The sequence below is a fragment of the Hoeflea phototrophica DFL-43 genome (assembly GCF_000154705.2).
Lineage (GTDB): Bacteria > Pseudomonadota > Alphaproteobacteria > Rhizobiales > Rhizobiaceae > Hoeflea > Hoeflea phototrophica.
Genome location: NZ_CM002917.1, coordinates 921266 through 941725, shown reverse-complemented (window position 1 = coordinate 941725; position 20460 = coordinate 921266). Strand labels below are relative to the sequence as shown.

Here is a 20460-nt window from a genome sequence, read left to right as displayed (position 1 = left end):
GTCATGACGGCTGGCTCAAACCGGCCAGCCGGCCAGCCGGACTGGCGATCGGCTCGTCAATCGGCAATCCGGCATGCAGGTAACCGCGCATGAAATCATCGATATGCCGGGTCATCCACAGCCGGGCAGTGTCAGCGTCCTTGCCCCGTATCGCTTCAATGATGTGATGATGCGCGACCAATTGCCGTGACATGGCCTGCGGCAGCTTGGGGATCAGCACATCAACGCCGCTATAAAGCAAAAAACCGATCGGCTCGCGCGCCAGCTGCAAAACCCGGTTTTTGCTTGCCGCTGCCACACGGGAATGAAAGGCAGTGTCGATTTCCACCGTCGCCTGGCCCTGGCCTTCCGCGGCCACCAGCGCCCGGTGGATCTCGTCCAGCGCGGCCATGTCGTCGGCATCGGCGTGTTTTGCAGCCAGTTCGGCAGCCAGCGGCTCGGTGGCGATCGCCACATTCCAAAGTTCTTCGAAGGTGACATCGAGCATGCTCAGCGCGCGGGTTTGCCGTGACGACAGCTCGGCCATGCGCGGGATCGAGACCACAAGCTTGCGCGGCGAAATCCGGCGGACAAAGCCCTCGCTTTCAAGCCGCCGGATGCCCTCGCGCACGGTGGAGCGGTTGACGTTGAACATGCTCGCCATCTCGACCTCACCCGGAAGCCGGTCGCCGGGTTTGAGTGAGGCGTTGAGAATCTGGGCTTCGATTTCGGTCGATACCTGTTCATAGGCATGCTGGACACGAAGGTGTTTGGGCTTGAGCGGCATGGGGACTTATCTCTTCAAATCCTGTCCTTGGAAGCAGGACCCCGCTGCAGGCAGGTGTTGGCGTGTCGCTCTCATAACTTCTCCCTCAGCGTTGAATCAATCACGTTCACCCTGATGATCTCGCCGCGTTCGATGACGCTTTCTCGCTGCAGCAGATCGACCGAATGACTGAGCTCGGACTGCGCGATCAGTACCGACAGACCCTCTCCCTTCAGAGAGGTAATGACTTCCGAAATCCGCTTGGCCAGTGCCGGCGCAACGCCCTCGAACGGTTCATCGAGCAAGAGGAGTTTGCCACCGGCAATCAGAGCCCGCCCCAGAGCCACCATCTTCTGCTGTCCACCCGAGAGCAGCAGCGCCTTGCGCGACGCCATCTTGGTCAGCTCAGGCATCAGGTCGTAGACAAATTCCAGACCTTTCGGGCCATCGATCTCATCATTGGCCCATGCCGGCAGCAGCATGTTCTCCTCGACCGTAAGATCGGGCACCAGGCGGCGGTCTTCCGGCATGTAGCCAAAGCCCAGCCGCGCGCGGTCGCGCGGCGCCATGTCGGAAATGTCCTCGTCATTCCAAAACACCTTGCCGGCTGACATGCCGGCCAGCCCGGTGATGGTGCGCATCACCGTGGTCTTGCCTGCTCCATTGCGGCCGACAAGCCCCATGCGTTCGCCGCTGCCAACCTCCAGACTGACCCCGCGCAGGATGGGCGCCGCCTGGATGCTGACTTCGACTTTCTCGAGTTTCAGGGTCATGCCGGGGCCCCCGTCACATAGCGCTGGACTTCCGGGTCCGAAAGAACCTCGTCGGGCGCATCATCGGCAATGATCCGGCCATCGTAAAAGGCCAGCACCCGCTCGGAGTAGCGGGTGACGATGTCCATGTCATGCTCGACGAAAATCACGGTAACGCCGGCGGAGCGCAGAGCGTCCATCACCAGGTCCATGATCGGAAATTTTTCGTCAGAGGCGACGCCCGAAGTCGGCTCATCGAGCATCATGATCTGGGTGTCCCCGGCCATGGCCATGGCAATGTCCAGCAACTTCTTGACCCCTCCCGAAAGCTCCGGAATCAGCCGGTCACGGTGTTCGGCGATGTGAAAGCGCTCCAGCGTGGCCACCGCGCGTTCTCGTGCCTCTGCATCATGCGCCCGGCGCAGGAACGAAGGCCCCGAACGGCCATGGATCGCCGCAGCCACCAGCATGTTTTCCTCTACCGTGAGTTCCGTGCACAGTTGCGCGATCTGGAAGGAACGGTGAATGCCCAATCGGGTGATCTGGCGCGGCGCCAGTCCGGCAATGTTGCGGTTGCCAAAATTGATCGTACCGGAATCAGGCTTGAGATAGCCTGTCACTATGTTGACGAAAGTGGTCTTGCCGGCACCATTGGATCCGATCAGCGAATAGACAGCCCCTTCAGGCACCGTGACTGAGATATCCTTGGCAGCGGTGACTGCGCCAAAGGTTTTCTGCACGTCGCGGACTTCAAGCACACCCTTGCTCATGCCGCCTTTCCTTTCCGGCGTTTGACCAAAGATCCCAGTCCGTTGGGCAGGACGATGATCACCACAAGCAGGAAGATCCCGAGCGCCAATTGCCAGGTGTTGGGGAAGTAGAGATTGGAAAACGACCGCACCAGTTCGAGGATGATCGCCGCGACGAAGACCGACGGAACGGACAGAAAACCAGCAAGGATCGCGACGAAGACAAACTCGCCGGAGGTCGTCCAGAAGGCAAATTCCGGGTCGACATGGCCCAGAGCCAGCGCCGCAATGGTTCCGCCAATTCCGCCCAGCACCGCGCCAAAGACGTAGTTGTAGGTCATGACATTGCGCACCGAGGCGCCGAGATACTCGACCCTGAGTTCATTGTCGCGGGTGGCGAGCGTGATCAGTCCGCGTTCACTGTCAAAATAGACGCGCATCAGCGTGCCCGCGATCACGACAATCGCCACCACATAAATATAGAGCGCTGTCTGGAGCGCGCGGCCTTCCGGCGCCCAGCCCAGAAATGTCGGCGCGGCAATGTTCAATCCATCCGTCCCGCCGATGAAGCTCATCTTGGACAGCGAGCCATAGAGCACCATCGACAGCGCCAACGACAGCATGGCGAAGAAGATGCCCCGGTAGTTCGACAACAGCGGCCCAAAAGCCATCCCGACCAGAAGGCAGACCGCCGCACTCAACAGCGTCAGCAGGAAGATGTCGGAGACACCGAAATTGTTGGCCACAAGCGTCGCGGTGTAGGCGCCGAGGCAATAATAGAGCCCCTGCCCGAACGACACGACGCCGCCGCGCATCATGCCGACAATGCCGAGGCAGACCAGGCCCTTGGCCAGCGCCATGGCGAACAGGAACATCGCCCAGTCCGGCAGGACCACCGATCCTGCCGCCAGCACGACAAAGGCGACGACGGCCGCGAGGATGAGATTGTACCGCATCAGATTTTCCTCGCCTGGGTTTTCGCAAACAGCCCCTCAGGCCGGAACAGCAAGACAATCGCCATGACGAAATAGATGATGAAGAGCTCGGCCTCAGGCAGCAGATGAACAGAGGCCGCACGGCTGATCCCGACCATCAACGCTCCAATGGCAGCCCCCGGAACCGATCCGAGCCCGCCGATGATCACCACGGCGAAGGCGACGATGATGACATTGACGCCCAGCCCCGGGGTCACGGATATCATCGGTGCAGTCAGCGCGCCGCCAAGAGCGGCCAGGAACGTCCCGGCCATGAAGGCGCCCAGATAAATGCGTTGCACGTTCACACCCATGGTCTGGCTCATCTCGGAATCATGGATGACCGCCAGCACAACCTTGCCGACCCGGGTCCTGTTGAGCGTCAGCCAAACCGCCAGACCGACGATTATGGCCGCCGCGATCACCGCGAAATCGTAACCGACATAAAACAGCGGCCCGATCTCGACATCGCCAAGCAGCGTGTAGGGTTCGTAGACGAAATAGGGGTTCACGCCCCAGATCAGCTTCATCACGTCCTCGAGTATGAGGAACACCGCATAAGTCACCAGCACGTTCAGCACTTCATCGCGGCCGTAGAAAAACCGCAGCAGGCCGCGTTCCAAAAGCGGGCCGAGCACCAGCGCAACCAGCACCGCCGCCAGGATCATGGCAACATAGCTGCCATAGGGAAAAGCTTCGCCGCCGAGGGCAAAATAGGCTCCCACCATTGAGGCGGCCGCATAGGCGCCGATGGCATAGAGACTGCCATGCGCAATGTTGAGAATGTTGAGCACACCGAAAACGAGCGTCAGGCCAACGGAGACGATAAACAGCCAGCCCGCATAAATGAGTCCATCAACAAGGATGGTTGCCGCAAGATCCATGGGTCAGGGGTCCGAACACTTGTACATGAGAAGGGATCCCGTCGCATGTCTGCGACGGGTCTGTTCAGGTTTCAGTGTCAGTCGCACTCGGCGCCGGGGAAACCCTGCGCCAACCAATCCTGAGACTTCATGCCTTCCGGCGGATTGACGCAACGGGCAGCGTAGTACTCCACGTCAACCAGTTCCATTTCGCCGGCATCAGCATTCCACTTTGTGGTGCCGATGGCGTTTGGCTGGATTGCCTGGTGCCCGCCTGCAAGCGCCATCTCGATGCGGCCCGAGGGTGCATCCCATGACAGGCCCTTCATGGCTGCGGCCAGCTCCTCGCTGGTCGGCTTTGTACCGCCATTGTCGGCCATCGCCTTTTCGACCGCCGTCTTCAGACCGAACAGCGCCTGCCACATGCGGAACGGGGCCTGAACCGGGAAGGTGTTGTATTCCACCTCATAGGCATCCCACATCGTGTCGGTCAGCTCCTTGAGCTCGCCGCCGCGGGCGTGAGCGGCCAGACCGTTGACGCCGCGCGCGCCAAGGAAAATCCCGTCAGGCATCTTGTCCTGAAGCTGCGGAATCACGTGATCGCCCGCTGCCAGCGCCAGTTGCGCCCGCTTGTGCAAGCCACGCGCCGTGGCCTGGATCAGGAAACCCTGCAAGTCGCCGCCCCAATTGGACGAGTGGACCAGCGCCGGTTTTTCACGCAATAACGCCGAGATTTCCGTTCCGTACTGTCCGGCACCGAATTTCGGAAACAGCGCGGTTTTGACTTCGGCATCGGGATAGAGCTGCTTCATTGCGCCTGTAAAGTCGGCCCAGCTGTCCTGCCCCCAGGCATAATCCTGATTCAGTCCGGCGAAGCTCGGGACATCGAAACTACGGGATTTGAGGTAGCGTGCAAGGCTCACATTGTCCATCGTGGCATGAGCCGCGGTGCGGAACACATATTCGTAGCTGCCATCCTCGAAGACCCGCGGGGTGCCGCAGTCATACAGGATCGTGAAGGCTTTCAGTTCATCGGCAACCGGCGGAATGGCCAGACAATCGCCGGAGGAGACGTAACCGACGACTGCGTCGACTTCCTCACGCTGCACGAGGTTGCGGAACTCCTGCACCTGCTTGGTGGCGCCACCGGCTTCATCAACGATGACGGCCTCGATCTTCATGCCGCCAAAGCCCATCTTGTCATAGGGCGCGGGCAGTTTTCCGCCTTCGTTGAGCATGTCGACCAGCAGCTTGCCACCGTTCCAGGCCGGCACGCCAAAGCTTTCGGCCGCCTGCCCGGACAGGAACGTGATCACGCCGATCTTGAACGTATCATCTGCGGCCGTTGCCGGCCCTGCCATGCAGGTGGCAAGTGCTGTTGCGGCAAGTGCACCGCCTATCTTGGATTTCATCATTTTCATTGTCTCCTCCCTGAGAAATGTCCGGACAGGGCTTTCGACAAAAGCTGTGGTCGCGACTGTGCTCCTCCAGCACATGACTTGCCGCACCCACCATCGCCATCAGCCCAGACTGCTACCTTTAGTGTCCGATTGTTGGACACTAAAGGCTATTTTCGCATGGCGTCAACCGAATCCGGCCCCAGGCCGCAAAGGAGGCTCTGCAACGGCCCTGAACGGGAAAGGGCATATTAGAAGGAGCTTGGGTCCTGGGTGCGGAGAGATGGAAGGCGACCAACTGCGCGCCGCGCCCTTGTCCGAAGCGCGACGTGCCACCAGTTGAAGTCAGCATGTTGGGAGTGCCATTCGCGCCGACCTAGCCGCCGGATCCGAGCAAATTCAGCAGCGATCACCCCGGCAGGCCATCCTCGAACAAAACACAATCGCTACTGCGGCCTTGGCCTGAGCGTCCGGCGCATTGCCCGAGGCAATGGCTTCCTGCCCCCCGTGCCCTGGATCGGGGAGGCACATTTTCATAATCGGTGCTTAATTCAGTGCCGACAAAGGGGGGTCTTCTTGGGCGCTGTCCGCCTGCATCAGGATTTCAAGGATCTCGGGATCAACCAATCCTGCGACAATTGGATGGATGTTGAGCGGCTGAGCCTTGGCGATCTGCTTGAAGCTCACGAGCATCGCGGTCGCCAGGTCGCGGTTCGGCGCGATGATATCGAGGAGCCAGACCCGGTCGCCGCTTTTCCAGTCCATAACCTTGAGGCGGACCGGGAAAGCACCCGCCTCGATCTGTTCCTTGATTTTCTTGTCGACCTGATCGGAAACGCTCGCCCAGATGGCAATTGCCGCCGGTGCCAGAGCCGTCTCCGGATCGGCGTCTTCGATCGGTTTTGCTGAAGCGATGGAAATGCAATCACGCACCAGCGGATCGATGACAAGGTGGGCCAGATCCGCAAGCGAATGGTTCCGGTAGCGCGGCACCGAACTCATCGCCAGCACCACCTGTCCGATCGAGGAATGCATCTGCGCCTTGACGCCTTCGATCATGGCGAGCGCTTCCGGCGACAACTTCACCAGATCGGAACCTTCAATACTGATTTCGCACATCCTGATATCCTCGTGATCGATCTGTGGAACGCGTTCGGATACGCCCACACATCGGCACACCTTATCAATTAGCCCAACATTACAACCTGAAGACGAACATGGTATTGGGCTTTGACACAAGTCTTGATTTTCGGAGTAAGGCCTTGGTGTCACCAGTTTTGTTCAGGCAGGGTAACCAAATGGTGCAGACCAGTTGCCCAGTCTGCATCACAATGAAACACAATGTCTTTCTGGGACAACCGGCCCGGGCCAAGGCAAACGGACAATCCGGAGTCTTGCCGATAGCCATGAGCCGCATCGCCCTCAAAGATGTGACGTGGTCCAGCTCCGGGACTCAAAACGCTGACTTCACTCTTTACCCAACGTCATCAGACTCACGGACACCGTTTTGTGTTTAATGAAATGATTGGACCTTGAGCGACCGGGTGGAGAAACGGAACAGAAAGCGCGGCCGGCAGATTGGACGGACCTTTGCAAAGCCGCGCGATCGCATCCGGCTTGTGGCGCCGGCAGGTTCGTCATGGAGGATTGGCTGAGATAGACACAGCCGGAACTTCAGAGACAGCGGGCGGCTTGATTTCCAACCACTCACCACGGCAAAACATCACGCAACCTAAACGCGATTTAGTGATTGCTTTTGAGCGGGCCGTTTCATCACAGCTTGCGCAAATGCGTCGACCAGTCCGGATGTTCCATGATCGCGCGCGCCCGCATTTTCTTCCACATACCATACTTGTGAAAGTCGAACCTGAGCCGTGAAACCTTGAGCTGAACCATCGACCACAGGCACCATTTCACATCGGCAAGAGCTTTGTGGACAATCACACGGGACACAATGTCGGAGCGCACTTCACCGAAATACTCCTCAATCAGCTCAAGCTCCCGCTCGGGTGAAAAGAACATCTCGCCGAACCAGATGCCGAAATCGTAACAGCGGTCATTCATCGACGCATATTCGTAATCGATCAGCATGATGGAGCCATCTTCACCGATCATGAAATTGCCCGGCATCGGGTCGTTGAAAGACGTTACCAGATCAAGGCCAGAGGCGTTCATCGCGTCGCGTGCGATCGCAGTGTTGAGCAGGATCCAGTCACTGTCCTTGTACATCGGCGCACCGAGATCGCGCACCTGACCGACATGTTCATCGATCATGTCGAAAACCGTCTTGGTGAGCCCCAGAGCCGGCAAACCGTGAAGGATGCGGTAGGCGCCGATTGCCGTCTTGCAGGTCTCCAGATCGGCGAAATCACCATGGTTCGAAGGGCGATGTCCGGGAAGGAAATCATTGATCTCCACGCCCCTGTCGGCAAGATCATCATAGACCCTTGGCCCAAGACCGGCTGCGGCAGCCTTCTTGGAGGCATCAATCGCCGTGATGCGGTCGATGAACATCTCCGTGCCGTTGCCGGGAACCTTGACGAACCAGTCTCCAGCCCCTTGCGTATTTTTCACACGCCAGTTCTCATTGGAAATACCGCCTGAAACGGGTCCATAGACCATTCCGGCACCGCCTTGGAACAGCGGTGCTTCGCGGATAACGCTTTCGATTGTGTCTTCCATCGGGTGCTGTGCACTTCCAAGAGCTTTCATCATGATGCCGCTCCCGAAGTGCGGATTTTCTCTTCGAAGAGCGGATGGACCAAGGCCATCCGCAGTCGCAGAAGCCGCCATTCGCCATACTTGATCCACTCGACTGCCTTGCGCTCGGAGCGGTGCGCCATTCGTCGGCTCCAGAGCGCATGGAGCATGTCGTCGACGTGGGACCAAAGCCGCGAGCGCGCAAACCCGACCGGATCAAAAGCGCCTGCATAGGCGGCATAGCCGTCATGCATATCGCGTTCGTGATCCGTCATCTCGGCCAGAAGACAGCCCACATCATAGAGCGGATCGTTCATCCCGGCACGATCGTAATCGATCAGCAAGACCTTTCCCTCGGGACCGATCATCAGGTTCGACGAGGATCCGTCATTCCGGCATGGCGCAAGTGTTGCGCTGTCAAGCAGCGGCTCGGCCATGGCGATGACCCGGCGCAACCAGACAACATCGTCAGGGAGCGCAACACCTTCGCTGGAACAAGATTCCATCAGCTCATCGATCCTGGCAAAGGGGTCGAACCGATGGGAAATGGCGGCGCAGCCATGGAGCTTCTTCATTGCCTGCATCGCAGCTTCGATTACAGCGGGGATTTGCAAGTCATTCTGACGGGCCGTCGTCCAGCCATCTCCCAGGGTCTCCATCGCAATTGTCCCCGATGCAAGATCGCTCCACCAGATCTCAGGCCCTGCGCCCGCCTGCCCGGCTCGTTTGGCGAGTTCAAACGCGGTGGCAAGATCGAAGTCTTGCTGCATTTCGGGATGAATGCGCTTAACAAAGCTCCCACCGGTGATGATCGAACGGCTCTCCAAGGCCTGATAGCTGGGAGAGGCGAGCGCTGCCGGGCCGGCAATGGCCCCCTCCATCCCAAGACCGGCTGCCGAGACGGCCTCTGCCATCATGGTGTCGCTCACAAGTCCATTCATTTGACGTCTCCTGCGTTGTCCAAAGAGCCACCCGCCAAGTCCAGTTGCCGGATCATGTCGAGAAGAACATTGCCACCGGCGGCAAGATCCTCTGGCGAGGTGTATTCATCACAGCGGTGGATGACTCCATTGACCGATGGCACTGCAATAACGATCGCGGGCATGACTGCGTTGACGGCCACGGCATCATGACCGGCAATCGTATCCAGCCGCATCCGCGGATAGCCAAACTTGTCAGCACCCTGCTCTGCCAGACCCACCAGCCTTTGGTCGAATTTGCCGGCGGGGCGATGATCGATTGCAATGATCTGGGCCTCGACCGAGGCATTTTCCGCAAGCGTTGGAAGCGCTGCTTTCAACTGCGCCTCGGACCATTCAAGCATGTCCGGTTCAGGCGCTCTCAGTTCCACAAAAAGGACAGCCTTGCCGGGAACGATGTTGGGTGAGTTTGGCGAAATGTCGACGCGGGCAACAGAGGTGTAAAGCGTGCCGGCGGCAGTGTCGGCGAGTTCCCGGACCTTGGCGATGATGTATGCGGCACCGAGCACAGCATCATGGCGGTCTTCCATGGGTGTCGGGCCGGTATGGTTCTGCTGGCCGATCACTTCGATGCGGATCTTGAGTGCACCCCAATGGCGCACAAAGGGTGCAATCCGCTTGCCGGCCTGCTCCAGGGCGGTGTCGCCTTCGATGTGCACTTCAAGAAAGCAATCGGGCTGCGGAGGCTCATCAGTGCCCAGATAGCCTGTGCGAAGCAGCTCCTGCTCCACGGTCTTGCCATCGCGATCGGTGCGCGCCAACGCAAAGTCGCGCGTCAAGCTGCCCGCATAGACCGAAGATCCCAGCAACGAGGGCTGAAACCTCGCCCCCTCCTCATTCATCCAGTCAACGATGACGTAGTTGCAACTCGGTGCGATGCCACATTCGGCAGCTTCTCTTCGCCATGTCTCAACCGCCGTCAGCGCCACAACCACGCCATAGGCCCCATCAAAGCGTCCGCCCTTGGGTTGACTGTCGAGATGCGACCCCACCATCACCCTTGGTGCGTCCGGACCAGCCAGATCAAGGCAGCCAAAGACATTGCCGATATTGTCCACCAGCACCGTATAGCCACGCTCGCGCAACTCGCTGCACAGCCAATCACGCGCTGCCTTGTGATTGTCGCTCAATGCCGGCCGGTCCACACCACCATCACCGGTGTCGCCGAAGCTTGACACCTGTTCCATCAGGGCCTCCAACAGCGCAGTGTCGATCGGGAAGAGATCATGGGCCTCAGACAAAAGCGGTGTCCTTCCATGCCCTGTTTCCGCTTGGAAAATGAACTTCCAGCGCTTCCCTGCCACAGAGGTTTGATGACGGTTTCTTCTTTCCCCGCCAAGGTGCCCTGCCCTTGGTTGGATGAGGACCGGCAATGCGGGTCTTCAACCCCATGCGAAGCAAACGCCCACGCGACTTGGCAGCACCTGCTGTCTGACTTGAGCAAAATGCAGTCTGCGACCTGGTCATGAGCGGTTCCACCCGGCCTATTCGACCGCTGGTTTTCGATGCAGCGTGGCCTGCTCATAGGCATATGCCATTCCGATCAACTCCGTCTCGGACCATTGCAGGCCCAGGAAAATGAGTTCGAACGGAGAACCGGATGCGTAGTATCCGGCAGGAACCGTGACCGCGGGGATTCCCGCGATGTTCAACTCTCCAACGGTCGTCTCCATGAGCGGCTCGCCGGAATGAAGCCCGGGCAACTCATACTGCATTTGCGGGAACACCAGGCCGTCGAGGGAATGCTTGTCAAACACCTCGGACAACAAGCCCAGGTAAGCCGCTTTCAAGGCGATGAATTCAGGCAGCTCCGGCGGGGCTGTCGGGTTTTCCATGGCCGTGCGGAAATCCGGCAAGGACGGCATGAAGCTCAACACACCACCGGGCGAGAAGGGATCTTCGGATTTGACGACCTCGACGAACTCGCTCCAGCTTTTGATTGCAGCGCTCGGGCCAAGCCGCTTCAGGTAACAGTCGACATCCCAGGCGATGGACTCCAGTCCGCGCCCGTCAAAATGAGGCGTTGGCGGGGTCACTTCGCGCAGATCCGCAAAGCCGGTTCCGGCAAAGGGATCCTCAATGAGAATGGCGCCGGCATCCGAGAGTTCAGCCTGGGCCCTTTTGTAAAGAGCAATCGCTTCATCGGACAATGTGTCAGGGCGCCAGCCCGGACCATAAAGGCCGAGCCGCTTTCCGCTGAGCGCGCCCGTGGACATCTTGGATCCAAAGCCACCGGCAGGAATTTTGCCCACGCTTGCCAGCGTTTTGGGATCCTCCGCGCTCCATCCGGCCAACACATCAAGACAGCTGGCCGCATCGGCAACGGTGCGGGCGATCGGGCCGACAACGTCACGGTTGCCTGAAAGCGGCACCACGCCGGCGTTCGGCACCAGACCCATGGTAGGCTTTATGCCGACAAGGTCATGGGCCGATGCCGGGTTCTGGATCGAGCCGCCGGTTTCTTCGGCCAGGCCCACAACACACATGTTGCAGGCAACTGCAGACGCGGTACCGGCGCTGCTGCCGCCTGGCAATCGGTCCTCCATAACCACGTTGATCGTCGGGCCTGCCCAACTGTCATTGGCGTGGGAGCCCGTGTGACTGAGAACAGGAACATTGGTCTTGCCCAGGATCACGGCATCGGCCGCCCGCATCCGTGCCACAACCGGCGAGTCCGTCTCTGGCATCAAATCCACACCGCCGGTCTTGCTGTACAAAAGATGCCAACCGGCGGTGGTGGGGAAGCCTTTCATGTCCATCGGATCCTTGACAACGACGGGCACGCCGGCGAGCGGGCCCAAGGCTTCTCCGGCGGCGCGGCGCTTGTCGATCTCCCGGGCGGTTTCGAGCGCTTCGGGGTTTTCAAGAATGATCGCGTTGTAGGTGCCGTTGAGCTTTTTCACCTGTTCGAGGCTTGCCAGAGCAAGGTCTTCAGCGGTGAAGCTCCCGCTGGCCAGGCCCTCGCTGATCGAGGCAATGCTGAGGGTCTCCAGATTGATTGAAGGATGTGTCATTGCAGGTCCTTTCCAAGGCGGATCGTGGTGAAATGTCGAAGCTGCGACCGATGATTGATCCGGCTCTTCATCGCGAGAGTTTCAGATAAAGCGCGGCAAGCTTCGCAGGCAGTTCCTGAACCGTGGCGATGTTTGCAAAACCGTTGCGGCCAAAGATCGAGTTTTGAACGTCGAGAGCGGTTGCGCCCAAGCCGACGCAAAACACATCAACGCCGCTGGCGGCCAACAACCGAACAGCCCGCCGCGCATCGTGCAGAAGGTAATCAGGGTCATCACAATCGATGTCGGAGGGTTCGCCATCGCTCAACAAGAGCACCAGGCGCCGACGAGCCCTGACCTTCATGAGTTCTGATCCGGCACAGCGAAGAGCAGCGCCCATACGTGTCGAATAACCGGACCTGAGCGCAGACAGGGCGCGCCCCGTCTTCTCGTCCGCCGGTTGGTCAAAGCTCTTGATGGGATAAAAACGGACATCATGCCTGCCGACGGAACAAAAGGCATTGATGGCGAAGCGGTCTCCAACCTCTTCAAGCGCAGCTGCCAGAACCGCCACCGCCTCCATTTCCAGCTCAAGAAGCGTAGCGGTTGTCTCCCTCATCTGGTCACCTGTTGATTGGGAAATGTCTATGAGGATGCTGACCGCCAGTTCGCGCGCCGGATTGCCGCGTTTTTCGTAGATGCCCGGATCCGGCATCTGCCCCATTTTCAATTGAGAGAGCGCAGCGACGCAGGCATCGATGTCCAGAGACTCGCCATCCGGCTGGCGCTTCCGGTTTCTTGTTTCGCCAAATGCGCTGGATTTGATCAGCGACGTCAGACGGCTGATCAGCTGCGATTTCTCGGAAAGGATTTTATCCCAGAAGTCTCCCGAACCCTGCACTGCCTCGTAGCGGTTGACCGTGACCCAGTCGGCTCTCTCACGATTGATCTGGACGTCGAATTCGGGGAAGCGGCCAATCAACCGGCCAGTGTCCCGGCTTTGATCTGCCTCCATCGGTTTTGCGGTTTGGCGTTCATCCTGCTCACTGTCCCGAGTGCTGTTGTTTCTGGACGAGCCGTTTTCTTCCTTTCGGACTTTTATCGCTTCGGTCTGCAGTTCCACGGTTTCGGGATTGTCGGCCAGAGGCGGATCAAGGGAATCCCAGATTCCATGATTGTCGTCACGATAGGCGGGCTGGACAGTGTAGTTCTTGGCATTGAGCTGAACACGCATTTGCCCCAGATCATTCCCCAGGCCGTTTCCAAGCCGGCGGCTGAGATCAGGGTCCTCCCACTCATCGCGTGCATCAAAAAACATCCTGCTGGCTTTGCCGACCCAGCTGTTTTCCTGGCCCTTATCCGGAATTAAATCGGGAGCAAAGAGCGCGTGCGTCAGGGAGGTCAACATATGTGGCGCGGTCTGCATGGCAGAGGGTTTGGCGGCGTGAAATGGCTGCCACAAACGCCTCAGACCCGGCATGTCGCGCATCGCCAAATGCTCCACGCGCGCATCTTCGATCACGGAAACAACCGCAATCTGGATCGGGCGGAGACGTCCCTTGGTTATCTTGCATGGCGAATACGCCAGATGCGCCCCGACATGTGCCAGACTCGCCCGATAAAGCGCCTTGAGCTCAGACCGTCCAAGCCCGGGCATGGCGGCAGGAACACTGATCACGCCGTGTGAAAATGTCGCCCGGTAATCAGTTGGATCGACATTCGCGGGGACGTTCTCCCTGAGTTTCAATCGCAAACCGTAAAGCCCCGCCAGATAGGCTTCCATACCGGTTGAGAAATCGGCGAAACTTGCTTCTCCGGCAGCCTGTGCCAGCCCGCGTATCGCTTCAGGAGCCTCGAGTTTGAAATAGGCCAGCTGCCGGGCTTGATCACTGCCTGAGCTCCGAATGCCGGACCACACCCAGAATTCAAGACCTTCAATCGTGAGGCGCTGTGTCAGCAGTTCCATCTGCTTGAGTGCGAATCCCAATGACGCAGCGGCGCGGCTTATGAGCAGACCGATGAGAGCCAGCCAACGCTCGAACGCGTCTGGTTCATCATATCTTCTGTTCACCAGAACAGCCTTGGCACAGAGATCTTCAGCCACCGATGATCCGGATTTGATTGCTGCCATCGAGACCGTGTCGGCCAATTGGATTGCGGCGGCGGGGCCTCTTCTGTCAGCGATTTCGACAGATGCTTTTTGGTACGCCCTTGCGACCCGAGGGGCATAGCCTGCCGATCTCAACCGCTCACAAGCCTGCGCCCAGATCTCATGCTGGTCATGCAACGGACTGCTGATCGATGATCCGCGCGACAAAGCGCACATGACATTGGAAGAGACCGTGGCTTGCCTGATGCGGGTTGGCGCAGCGCTCATATCAGGCTCCCGGAAGACAGGCATCGACAATCCCGCTCAGGGCATCCCGTATGTCCAGATCATCGGTGAGCGGTATGATGAGTGCGAATTGCGCGGCCTGGTCGAGCGGCAAGCCGGCAGCCGCCAGTCGCGCCATCTGAACAAGAATCCGCGTCGATGCCCCTTCGGCAAGCCCCTCTCCGCCAAGGTTGCGGGACTTTTCGCCAATCTCGACAATGGTCCTTGCAAGCCGGTCTGAGACATTGCCTTCATCGCGCACGATCTGCGCTTCCAAAGCCCGGTCCGGATAGGCAAAATCAAGCGCACAGAAGCGCTGTTTGGTGGATTCCTTGAGGTCCTTGAGAATGCTCTGATAGCCAGGATTGTAGGAGATCACCAGTTGGAAATCCGGATGCGCCCGGACCATCTCACCTTTCTTCTCAAGTGGCAGCATACGCCGGTCATCGGTAAGCGAATGGGTGACAACTATGGTGTCCTGCCGCGCCTCGACGACTTCATCAAGGTAACAGATGGCGCCCATTCGAACCGCCATTGTCAAAGGTCCATCCTGCCAATAGGTGCCATCGGAACCGAGCAGGAAACGGCCGACCAGATCCGCCGCGGTCATGTCTTCATGGCAGGAAACGGTGACCAGCGGCTTTTGCAACCGCCACGCCATATGCTCGACGAACCGGGTCTTGCCGCATCCGGTCGGCCCTTTGAGCATGACCGGCAACCGCATGGAATATGCCGCCTCGTACAATGCAAGCTCATTGCCAGCGGGGTAGTAGCGCGGCTCGCTCTCCAACATGTACTGATCGCAATCCAAACCGATCGCCTCCGGGATAAAAGGTCCAGAAGCCCGCCATCAAAGGCGAGCTTCCATGGGCTTTGCGGCCTAACGATGCGTCGCAGCGGTCTTCTGGTTTGGAATATTGTCCATCGGACATTGATCCGTCCCGACAGTGGGCCGGGTCATTGCCTCGACCATTTCGCGGGTGCCCTCGGGGTCTTCCGCCCATTTGGTGTAGAACTCGTAGGGACAGGCGGCGAGCCCCTTGTCGCCATCACCGGAGTTGATCATGCCGGTGTATCCACGGTGGACCAGCTTGAACAAATGGTTCTGGGACTGACCGTTTGCACGTGCGTCGCGGATCGCCGAGACCGAGAGCTGTCCGTACTGTATCCCCATTTCCTCTTCGCCGCATTCGCCCAGCGTCCGGCCATCAAATCCGATCAACGCGGAATGCCCGAAATAGGAATAGACGCCGTCAAAACCGGCCGCGTTGGCAACGGCCACATAGACATTGTTGGCCCATGCCATGGCCTTTGACATGACAACCTGCTGCTCCTTGGCCGGATACATATAGCCCTGGCAGCGCACGATCAGTTCTGCGCCCTTCATTGCGCAATCGCGCCAGATTTCCGGATAGTTGCCATCATCGCAGATGATCAGGCTGATTTTCAGGCCCTTCGGCCCTTCTGCGACATAGGTGCAATCGCCCGGATACCAGCCTTCAATGGGAACCCACGGCATGATCTTTCTGTACTTCTGAACGATCTCGCCCTTGTTGTTCATCAGGATCAGCGTGTTGTAGGGGGCCTTCCTGGGATGTTCCTCATGCCGTTCGCCGGTGAGCGAAAACACGCCCCAGACATTAGCTTCCCTGCAGGCGGCTGCGAAGATCTCCGTCTCTTCGCCGGGAATTGCCGAGGCTGTCTCATACATTTCCCGCTCGTCATACATAATGCCATGCGTCGAATATTCGGGAAAAATGACAAGATCCAAACCCGGAAGACCCTGCTTCATGCCTTTGAGCATGTCCGCGATCTTGTGGCAGTTCTCGATCACCTCGGCCTTGGAGTGCATGCGAGGCATCTTGTAGTTGACCACTGCAACCCCAGCGGTATCGTTGCTGCTTGAGATATCTCCATGATACATGACGCTAACTTCCTCTCTGTTGTTTCGGCCATCACGCGTGGCCGATGGCTCACTATTTTCGTCTGGGCATGGGAGTTTTACCTGTCAGGGCAACGCGTATTGCACTCCAGAGGGCCTGCATTGCATTGGTCAGGTTTGCACCGCTGGTGGCGATCAACCGAACAACAACAACAGAGCGGTCGGCCAGATGGGTTTGGCCGGCGTAGACGCAGCCTGGATCAAACCCGGCAATGCAGCCTTCAAGTGCAGATGAGATCAGCGCTGCGTTGCCGGCGTCATAGACAAGGAAGGTGCCTGCGCATTGGCGACCGTCCGTTGCGCCAAACCAGTTTTCTCCCCGCACCACCGCCCGATCGACATAGAAGGTCTCGCCCTCTTCGTTATTGAGGCTGATCTTGTTGTCGAGTTCGTTGAACGTGGCGCCATCGCCTTCCGGATCATGGCAGAGCTGCGCATCGCAGAACAAAAGCTTGCTGGTAGGATGAACCTTGGCCGTCAGCGTGCTTGTCAGCCGTGCACCCGGAAACAGGATTGCCGGTTCGGGACAGAATTCCAGCCAGCCGTTTTCACCAACCTTCAGTTCGACATCGATCCTTGAACTGCTCTGATGTGAATTGTGAATGATGGTCGACGCCTGGCTGGTGACATGCGCGCAGGCTCCATCGTCCACCTCAACGCAGAGATGATGGTCATCATCATGATAGAGCCCGCCGGCGCTTGACTGCAGATACAGGGTCGCCATGCCTTCGGGGTCGCCGCTGATCGCGAACGGGCGGGTAATGTGAAACGGGTGCGGCGTGTGCTGGTCCGCAAGATAGGTCCTGCTTCCAGACTTGCGGAACTGAAGCCTGGCACGAACACTTCTGCCGAGACTCGTTGAGCGGAACGGCAGATCCTGGACCGAAACCGGGATGTTCATGCCGGAACCTCGGCACCGAAGAACAACACCTGATGGCAGATGAGATCCACGATCTCATCAAGGCCCTTTCTTTCCGCAAGCCCTCGGCTGATGCAGCCAATGGTCGGGCGCTCACCGCGAATGGCTGACGCCTCCGCAAGAATATTGGCGGCATCCACCAGAACATGGCGCGCGAGATCAAGCTTGTTGATGACCAGCAAATCGCATTGCAGCGTGCCCGGTCCGCGCTTGCGGGGAATGTCATCGCCCTGCGCCACATCGATCACGAACATCCACCAATCAACCAGATCAAGCGAAAAGGTTGACGCCAGATTGTCACCACCGCTTTCGATCAGGATCAGATCGAGCTCGGGGAACTTGGCCGCCAGATCGTCGGCAGCCGCAATGTTGAGGGTCGGATCTTCTCGGATCACGGTGTGCGGGCATGCGCCCGCCTCTACCGCCACCACCCGCTCGGGATCGATCAGGCCGCTGGCCTGGACCCGCCGTGCATCCTCCTTGGTCACCAGATCATTGGTGATCACGGCCAGTTCGACACCCCGGTCATGAAACAGCGGAATGAGCGCTTCAATGAGCGCCGTCTTGCCTGAGCCGACAGGGCCACCAATCCCGATGCGGGCAGCAAACTGGCTCTTGCGATTGGCCGGCTCGGGTGCCGCGATTTTCTCTTGAATGGTCATCGCAGCATGTACCTCTGGGCCAGAGGCAATTGGGTCGCCGGCTCGCAGGTCGCCAATTTGCCATCAACGAAAACGTCGAAGGTTGAAGGGTCCACTTCGATGTGCGGGCAGGCATCATTGTGCAGCATATCGGCCTTGGTCAGCACTCTGGTGCCTTGTGCGGGCAGCAGCTTCTTTTTCAGGTCGAGGGTCTTGTCGAGACCGTTGTCGATTGCCCGCGGATTGACGAAGCAGGCGCTGAGGCTTTGAGCGGCGCGCCCGAACGCACCCCATTGCGGGCGCATGATCAGCGGCTCGCAGGTCATCAGGCTGGCGGCGGAATCTCCCATCGCACCCCAGGCGATGAAGCCGCCCTTGACGATAAGCTCCGGCTTGCTGCCGAAGTAACCGGGCCGCCAAAGCACGATATCCGCCATCTTGCCGTCTTCCAGCGAGCCGATATGGGCGTCGATGCCGAAGCTCTTGGCGGCGTTGATGGTGTATTTGGCGATGTAGCGCTTGATACGCTCATTGTCGCCCTTGGCTGATCTCTCCTCGGGAAGCCGGCCACGCTGCGTGCGCATCTTGGAAGCCAGTTGCCAGGTGCGGGTGATCACCTCATGGATACGGCCCATCCCCTGGCTGTCCGACCCGAGCATCGAGATCGCACCGATGTCATGAAGCACGTCTTCCGCAGCGATTGTCTGGGCCCGAATCCGGCTTTCGGCAAAGGCCACATCTTCCGGGATCGACGGATTGAGGTGATGGCACACCATCGTCATGTCGAGGTGCTCGTCAAAGGTGTTGATGGTGAAGGGATTGGTCGGATTGGTCGAAGACGGAAGGCAATTGGCAACACCTGCGACGCGAATGATGTCGGGCGCATGCCCGCCGCCCGCGCCTTCGGTGTGATACATGTGAATGGTCCGATCGCCGATGGCAGCCAAGGTATCTTCCAGAAACCCGCTCTCGTTGAGCGTGTCGGTGTGGAGCTGAACCTGGAAATCGAGTTCATCGGCGACACTCAGACAGCAATTGATCGCCGCCGGCATAGCCCCCCAATCCTCATGGATCTTGAGCCCCAGACACCCCGTGTTGATCTGCTCGATCATGGCTTCGGGCTTGTGCGAATTGCCGCGCCCCAGAAATCCGAAATTCATCGGCCAGTGTTCAGCGGCCTGCAGCATCTTGCCGACATTGAACGGGCCGCCTGAATCGATGCCCACCGTAATCGGTCCGAGCGAACCGCCGAGCATGGTGGTGATGCCGCTCGACATCGCATGTTCGACAAGCTGTGCACTGTCAAAATGCACATGGACATCAATGGCACCGGCCGTGGCAATCAAGCCTTCCGCATCGCGGACCGTGGTAGACGCTCCAACGATCAGGCGCGGATCGACGCCGTCCATGATGTCCGGGTTGCCTGCCTTGCCAACGCCGACGATCTTGCCATCCTTGATGCCTATGTCGCCCTTGACGATGCCCAGCACCGCGTCGATGACCACGACATTGCAGATCAGCATGTCCAGCACACCTTCGGTGCTGGTCTTGCCCGCGACCAGTCCCAGCCCGTCACGCAACGTCTTGCCGCCACCATGCATGCATTCGTCGCCATAGACCGCATAGTCATGTTCGATTTCGGCCCAAAGCTCTGTATCGCCCAGGCGAATACAATCCCCCTTGGTGGGGCCGAACATCGCCGCATATTCTGATCTTGTCATTTCAACCACGGCTCACGCTCCCTTGAATCCGGATGCGCGCGCCTTTTCCAAGGCAGCCGGCTTCGCATCTTCTGTTGTTTCGCCGTTGGTCAGCGAATTCAGGCCTCCGACCTTGCGGGCACCACCAAAGCGCACCAGCGCAACTTCGCGGCTTTGACCGGGCTCGAAGCGAACCGCCGTGCCTGCGGGGATGTCGAGCCGGAAGCCGAAGGTTTGCGCGCGGTCGAACTCGAGCGCCTTGTTGACTTCGAAGAAGTGGAAATGACTGCCGATCTGAACCGGCCGGTCGGCGGTGTTGACCACATGAACGGCGGTTTTCTCTCTGCCCGCATTGAGTTCAATCGTGCCTTCGGCGGCCCTGATGTGGCCGATCACGCCCAGGCTTTCGTCCGGTGCCATTTTGCCGGGCCGGATCGGATCGTGAACCGTGACCAGCTTTGTGCCATCGGGAAATGTCGCCTCCACCTGGATCATCGGGACCAGGTCGGCGATGCCGGGCATGACATCATCCTGGTTCAAAATGGTGGATCCGAGGGAAATCAGCTCCGCCACAGATTGGCCGTCGCGCGCACCTTCCAATATCTCGTCGCAGATGATTGCGATCGCCTCCGGCGCGTTGAGACGCCGCCCTCGTGCCCGGCGCTTGCGCGCCAATTCCGCAGCCGAGAAAATGGTCAGTCGTTCCAGTTCGGTGGGTGTCAAAAGCATTG

Annotated in this window: 18 protein-coding genes; all 18 read right to left on the bottom strand. The window is 59.0% G+C overall.

Annotated elements, in window-relative coordinates:
* Position 1 precedes the first annotated feature (1 nt).
* Positions 2-766 carry a FadR/GntR family transcriptional regulator gene (locus HPDFL43_RS04435; protein WP_040449056.1) on the bottom strand — a complete coding sequence of 255 codons (765 nt, stop codon included), beginning with the start codon at positions 764-766 and terminating at the stop codon, positions 2-4.
* Between the two features lie 71 nt (positions 767-837).
* The gene (locus tag HPDFL43_RS04430; RefSeq protein ID WP_007196057.1) at positions 838-1518 is read right to left on the bottom strand and encodes an ABC transporter ATP-binding protein; all 681 of its coding nucleotides are present in this window, start codon (positions 1516-1518) and stop codon (positions 838-840) included.
* Positions 1515-2267 carry an ABC transporter ATP-binding protein gene (locus HPDFL43_RS04425; RefSeq protein ID WP_007196056.1) on the bottom strand — a complete coding sequence of 251 codons (753 nt, stop codon included), beginning with the start codon at positions 2265-2267 and terminating at the stop codon, positions 1515-1517. The genes HPDFL43_RS04430 and HPDFL43_RS04425 overlap by 4 nt, the downstream gene beginning before the upstream one ends.
* Entirely contained in the window at positions 2264-3202 is a 939-nt protein-coding gene (locus HPDFL43_RS04420) for a branched-chain amino acid ABC transporter permease (RefSeq protein ID WP_007196055.1), read from the bottom strand. The genes HPDFL43_RS04425 and HPDFL43_RS04420 overlap by 4 nt, the downstream gene beginning before the upstream one ends.
* The gene (locus HPDFL43_RS04415) at positions 3202-4104 is read right to left on the bottom strand and encodes a branched-chain amino acid ABC transporter permease (RefSeq protein WP_007196054.1); all 903 of its coding nucleotides are present in this window, start codon (positions 4102-4104) and stop codon (positions 3202-3204) included. Before HPDFL43_RS04415 ends, HPDFL43_RS04420 begins: the two co-directional genes overlap by 1 nt.
* A gap of 77 nt (positions 4105-4181) precedes the next feature.
* Entirely contained in the window at positions 4182-5498 is a 1317-nt protein-coding gene (locus HPDFL43_RS04410; protein WP_156970186.1) for an ABC transporter substrate-binding protein, read from the bottom strand.
* Positions 5499-6026: 528 nt separating this feature from the next.
* Complete coding sequence (locus HPDFL43_RS04405; RefSeq protein ID WP_156970185.1) at positions 6027-6599, bottom strand: toxin-activating lysine-acyltransferase; 573 nt, start codon at positions 6597-6599, stop codon at positions 6027-6029.
* 654 nt (positions 6600-7253) lie between these two features.
* Positions 7254-8192 (bottom strand): phosphotransferase, encoded by a 939-nt coding sequence (locus HPDFL43_RS04395; RefSeq protein ID WP_040449054.1) that lies wholly within the window; start codon positions 8190-8192, stop codon positions 7254-7256.
* On the bottom strand, positions 8192-9121 hold the full coding sequence (locus HPDFL43_RS04390) for a phosphotransferase (RefSeq protein ID WP_007196049.1): 930 nt from the start codon (positions 9119-9121) through the stop codon (positions 8192-8194). Before HPDFL43_RS04390 ends, HPDFL43_RS04395 begins: the two co-directional genes overlap by 1 nt.
* A complete protein-coding gene (locus HPDFL43_RS04385) occupies positions 9118-10401 on the bottom strand; it encodes a Zn-dependent hydrolase (protein WP_007196048.1) in 1284 nt (427 codons plus the stop codon). Before HPDFL43_RS04385 ends, HPDFL43_RS04390 begins: the two co-directional genes overlap by 4 nt.
* Positions 10402-10644: 243 nt before the next feature.
* The gene (locus HPDFL43_RS04380) at positions 10645-12174 is read right to left on the bottom strand and encodes an amidase (protein WP_007196047.1); all 1530 of its coding nucleotides are present in this window, start codon (positions 12172-12174) and stop codon (positions 10645-10647) included.
* A 67-nt stretch (positions 12175-12241) separates the two neighbouring features.
* The gene (locus HPDFL43_RS04375) at positions 12242-14257 is read right to left on the bottom strand and encodes a nitric oxide reductase activation protein NorD (protein WP_169743224.1); all 2016 of its coding nucleotides are present in this window, start codon (positions 14255-14257) and stop codon (positions 12242-12244) included.
* Between the two features lie 274 nt (positions 14258-14531).
* Complete coding sequence (locus HPDFL43_RS04370; RefSeq protein WP_007196045.1) at positions 14532-15320, bottom strand: CbbQ/NirQ/NorQ/GpvN family protein; 789 nt, start codon at positions 15318-15320, stop codon at positions 14532-14534.
* Positions 15321-15407: 87 nt separating this feature from the next.
* Complete coding sequence (locus HPDFL43_RS04365) at positions 15408-16451, bottom strand: aliphatic amidase (protein WP_007196044.1); 1044 nt, start codon at positions 16449-16451, stop codon at positions 15408-15410.
* Positions 16452-16503: 52 nt separating this feature from the next.
* Positions 16504-17370 (bottom strand): urease accessory protein UreD, encoded by an 867-nt coding sequence (locus tag HPDFL43_RS04360; RefSeq protein ID WP_007196043.1) that lies wholly within the window; start codon positions 17368-17370, stop codon positions 16504-16506.
* Positions 17367-18050 (bottom strand): urease accessory protein UreG, encoded by a 684-nt coding sequence (gene ureG, locus HPDFL43_RS04355; RefSeq protein WP_007196042.1) that lies wholly within the window; start codon positions 18048-18050, stop codon positions 17367-17369. Before ureG ends, HPDFL43_RS04360 begins: the two co-directional genes overlap by 4 nt.
* Positions 18047-19750, bottom strand: a complete 1704-nt coding sequence (ureC, locus tag HPDFL43_RS04350) for an urease subunit alpha (protein ID WP_425348829.1) — start codon at positions 19748-19750, stop codon at positions 18047-18049. Before ureC ends, ureG begins: the two co-directional genes overlap by 4 nt.
* 12 nt (positions 19751-19762) lie before the next feature.
* The gene (locus HPDFL43_RS04345) at positions 19763-20458 is read right to left on the bottom strand and encodes an urease subunit gamma (protein ID WP_007196040.1); all 696 of its coding nucleotides are present in this window, start codon (positions 20456-20458) and stop codon (positions 19763-19765) included.
* Positions 20459-20460 lie beyond the last annotated feature (2 nt).

Excerpts from the sequence above, each read along its gene's own strand:
- HPDFL43_RS04425 (WP_007196056.1), bottom strand. The coding sequence starts at position 2,267 with ATGAGCAAGGGTGTGCTTGAAGTCCGCGACGTGCAGAAAACCTTTGGC.
- HPDFL43_RS04390 (WP_007196049.1), bottom strand. The coding sequence starts at position 9,121 with ATGAATGGACTTGTGAGCGACACCATGATGGCAGAGGCCGTCTCGGCA.
- HPDFL43_RS04365 (WP_007196044.1), bottom strand. The coding sequence starts at position 16,451 with ATGTATCATGGAGATATCTCAAGCAGCAACGATACCGCTGGGGTTGCA.
- HPDFL43_RS04405 (WP_156970185.1), bottom strand. The coding sequence starts at position 6,599 with ATGTGCGAAATCAGTATTGAAGGTTCCGATCTGGTGAAGTTGTCGCCG.
- HPDFL43_RS04410 (WP_156970186.1), bottom strand. The coding sequence starts at position 5,498 with ATGATGAAATCCAAGATAGGCGGTGCACTTGCCGCAACAGCACTTGCC.
- HPDFL43_RS04420 (WP_007196055.1), bottom strand. The coding sequence starts at position 3,202 with ATGCGGTACAATCTCATCCTCGCGGCCGTCGTCGCCTTTGTCGTGCTG.
- HPDFL43_RS04415 (WP_007196054.1), bottom strand. The coding sequence starts at position 4,104 with ATGGATCTTGCGGCAACCATCCTTGTTGATGGACTCATTTATGCGGGC.
- HPDFL43_RS04430 (WP_007196057.1), bottom strand. The coding sequence starts at position 1,518 with ATGACCCTGAAACTCGAGAAAGTCGAAGTCAGCATCCAGGCGGCGCCC.
- HPDFL43_RS04380 (WP_007196047.1), bottom strand. The coding sequence starts at position 12,174 with ATGACACATCCTTCAATCAATCTGGAGACCCTCAGCATTGCCTCGATC.
- ureC (WP_425348829.1), bottom strand. The coding sequence starts at position 19,750 with ATGACAAGATCAGAATATGCGGCGATGTTCGGCCCCACCAAGGGGGAT.
- HPDFL43_RS04345 (WP_007196040.1), bottom strand. The coding sequence starts at position 20,458 with ATGCTTTTGACACCCACCGAACTGGAACGACTGACCATTTTCTCGGCT.
- HPDFL43_RS04395 (WP_040449054.1), bottom strand. The coding sequence starts at position 8,192 with ATGAAAGCTCTTGGAAGTGCACAGCACCCGATGGAAGACACAATCGAA.
- HPDFL43_RS04360 (WP_007196043.1), bottom strand. The coding sequence starts at position 17,370 with ATGAACATCCCGGTTTCGGTCCAGGATCTGCCGTTCCGCTCAACGAGT.
- HPDFL43_RS04370 (WP_007196045.1), bottom strand. The coding sequence starts at position 15,320 with ATGTTGGAGAGCGAGCCGCGCTACTACCCCGCTGGCAATGAGCTTGCA.
- HPDFL43_RS04435 (WP_040449056.1), bottom strand. The coding sequence starts at position 766 with ATGCCGCTCAAGCCCAAACACCTTCGTGTCCAGCATGCCTATGAACAG.
- ureG (WP_007196042.1), bottom strand. The coding sequence starts at position 18,050 with ATGACCATTCAAGAGAAAATCGCGGCACCCGAGCCGGCCAATCGCAAG.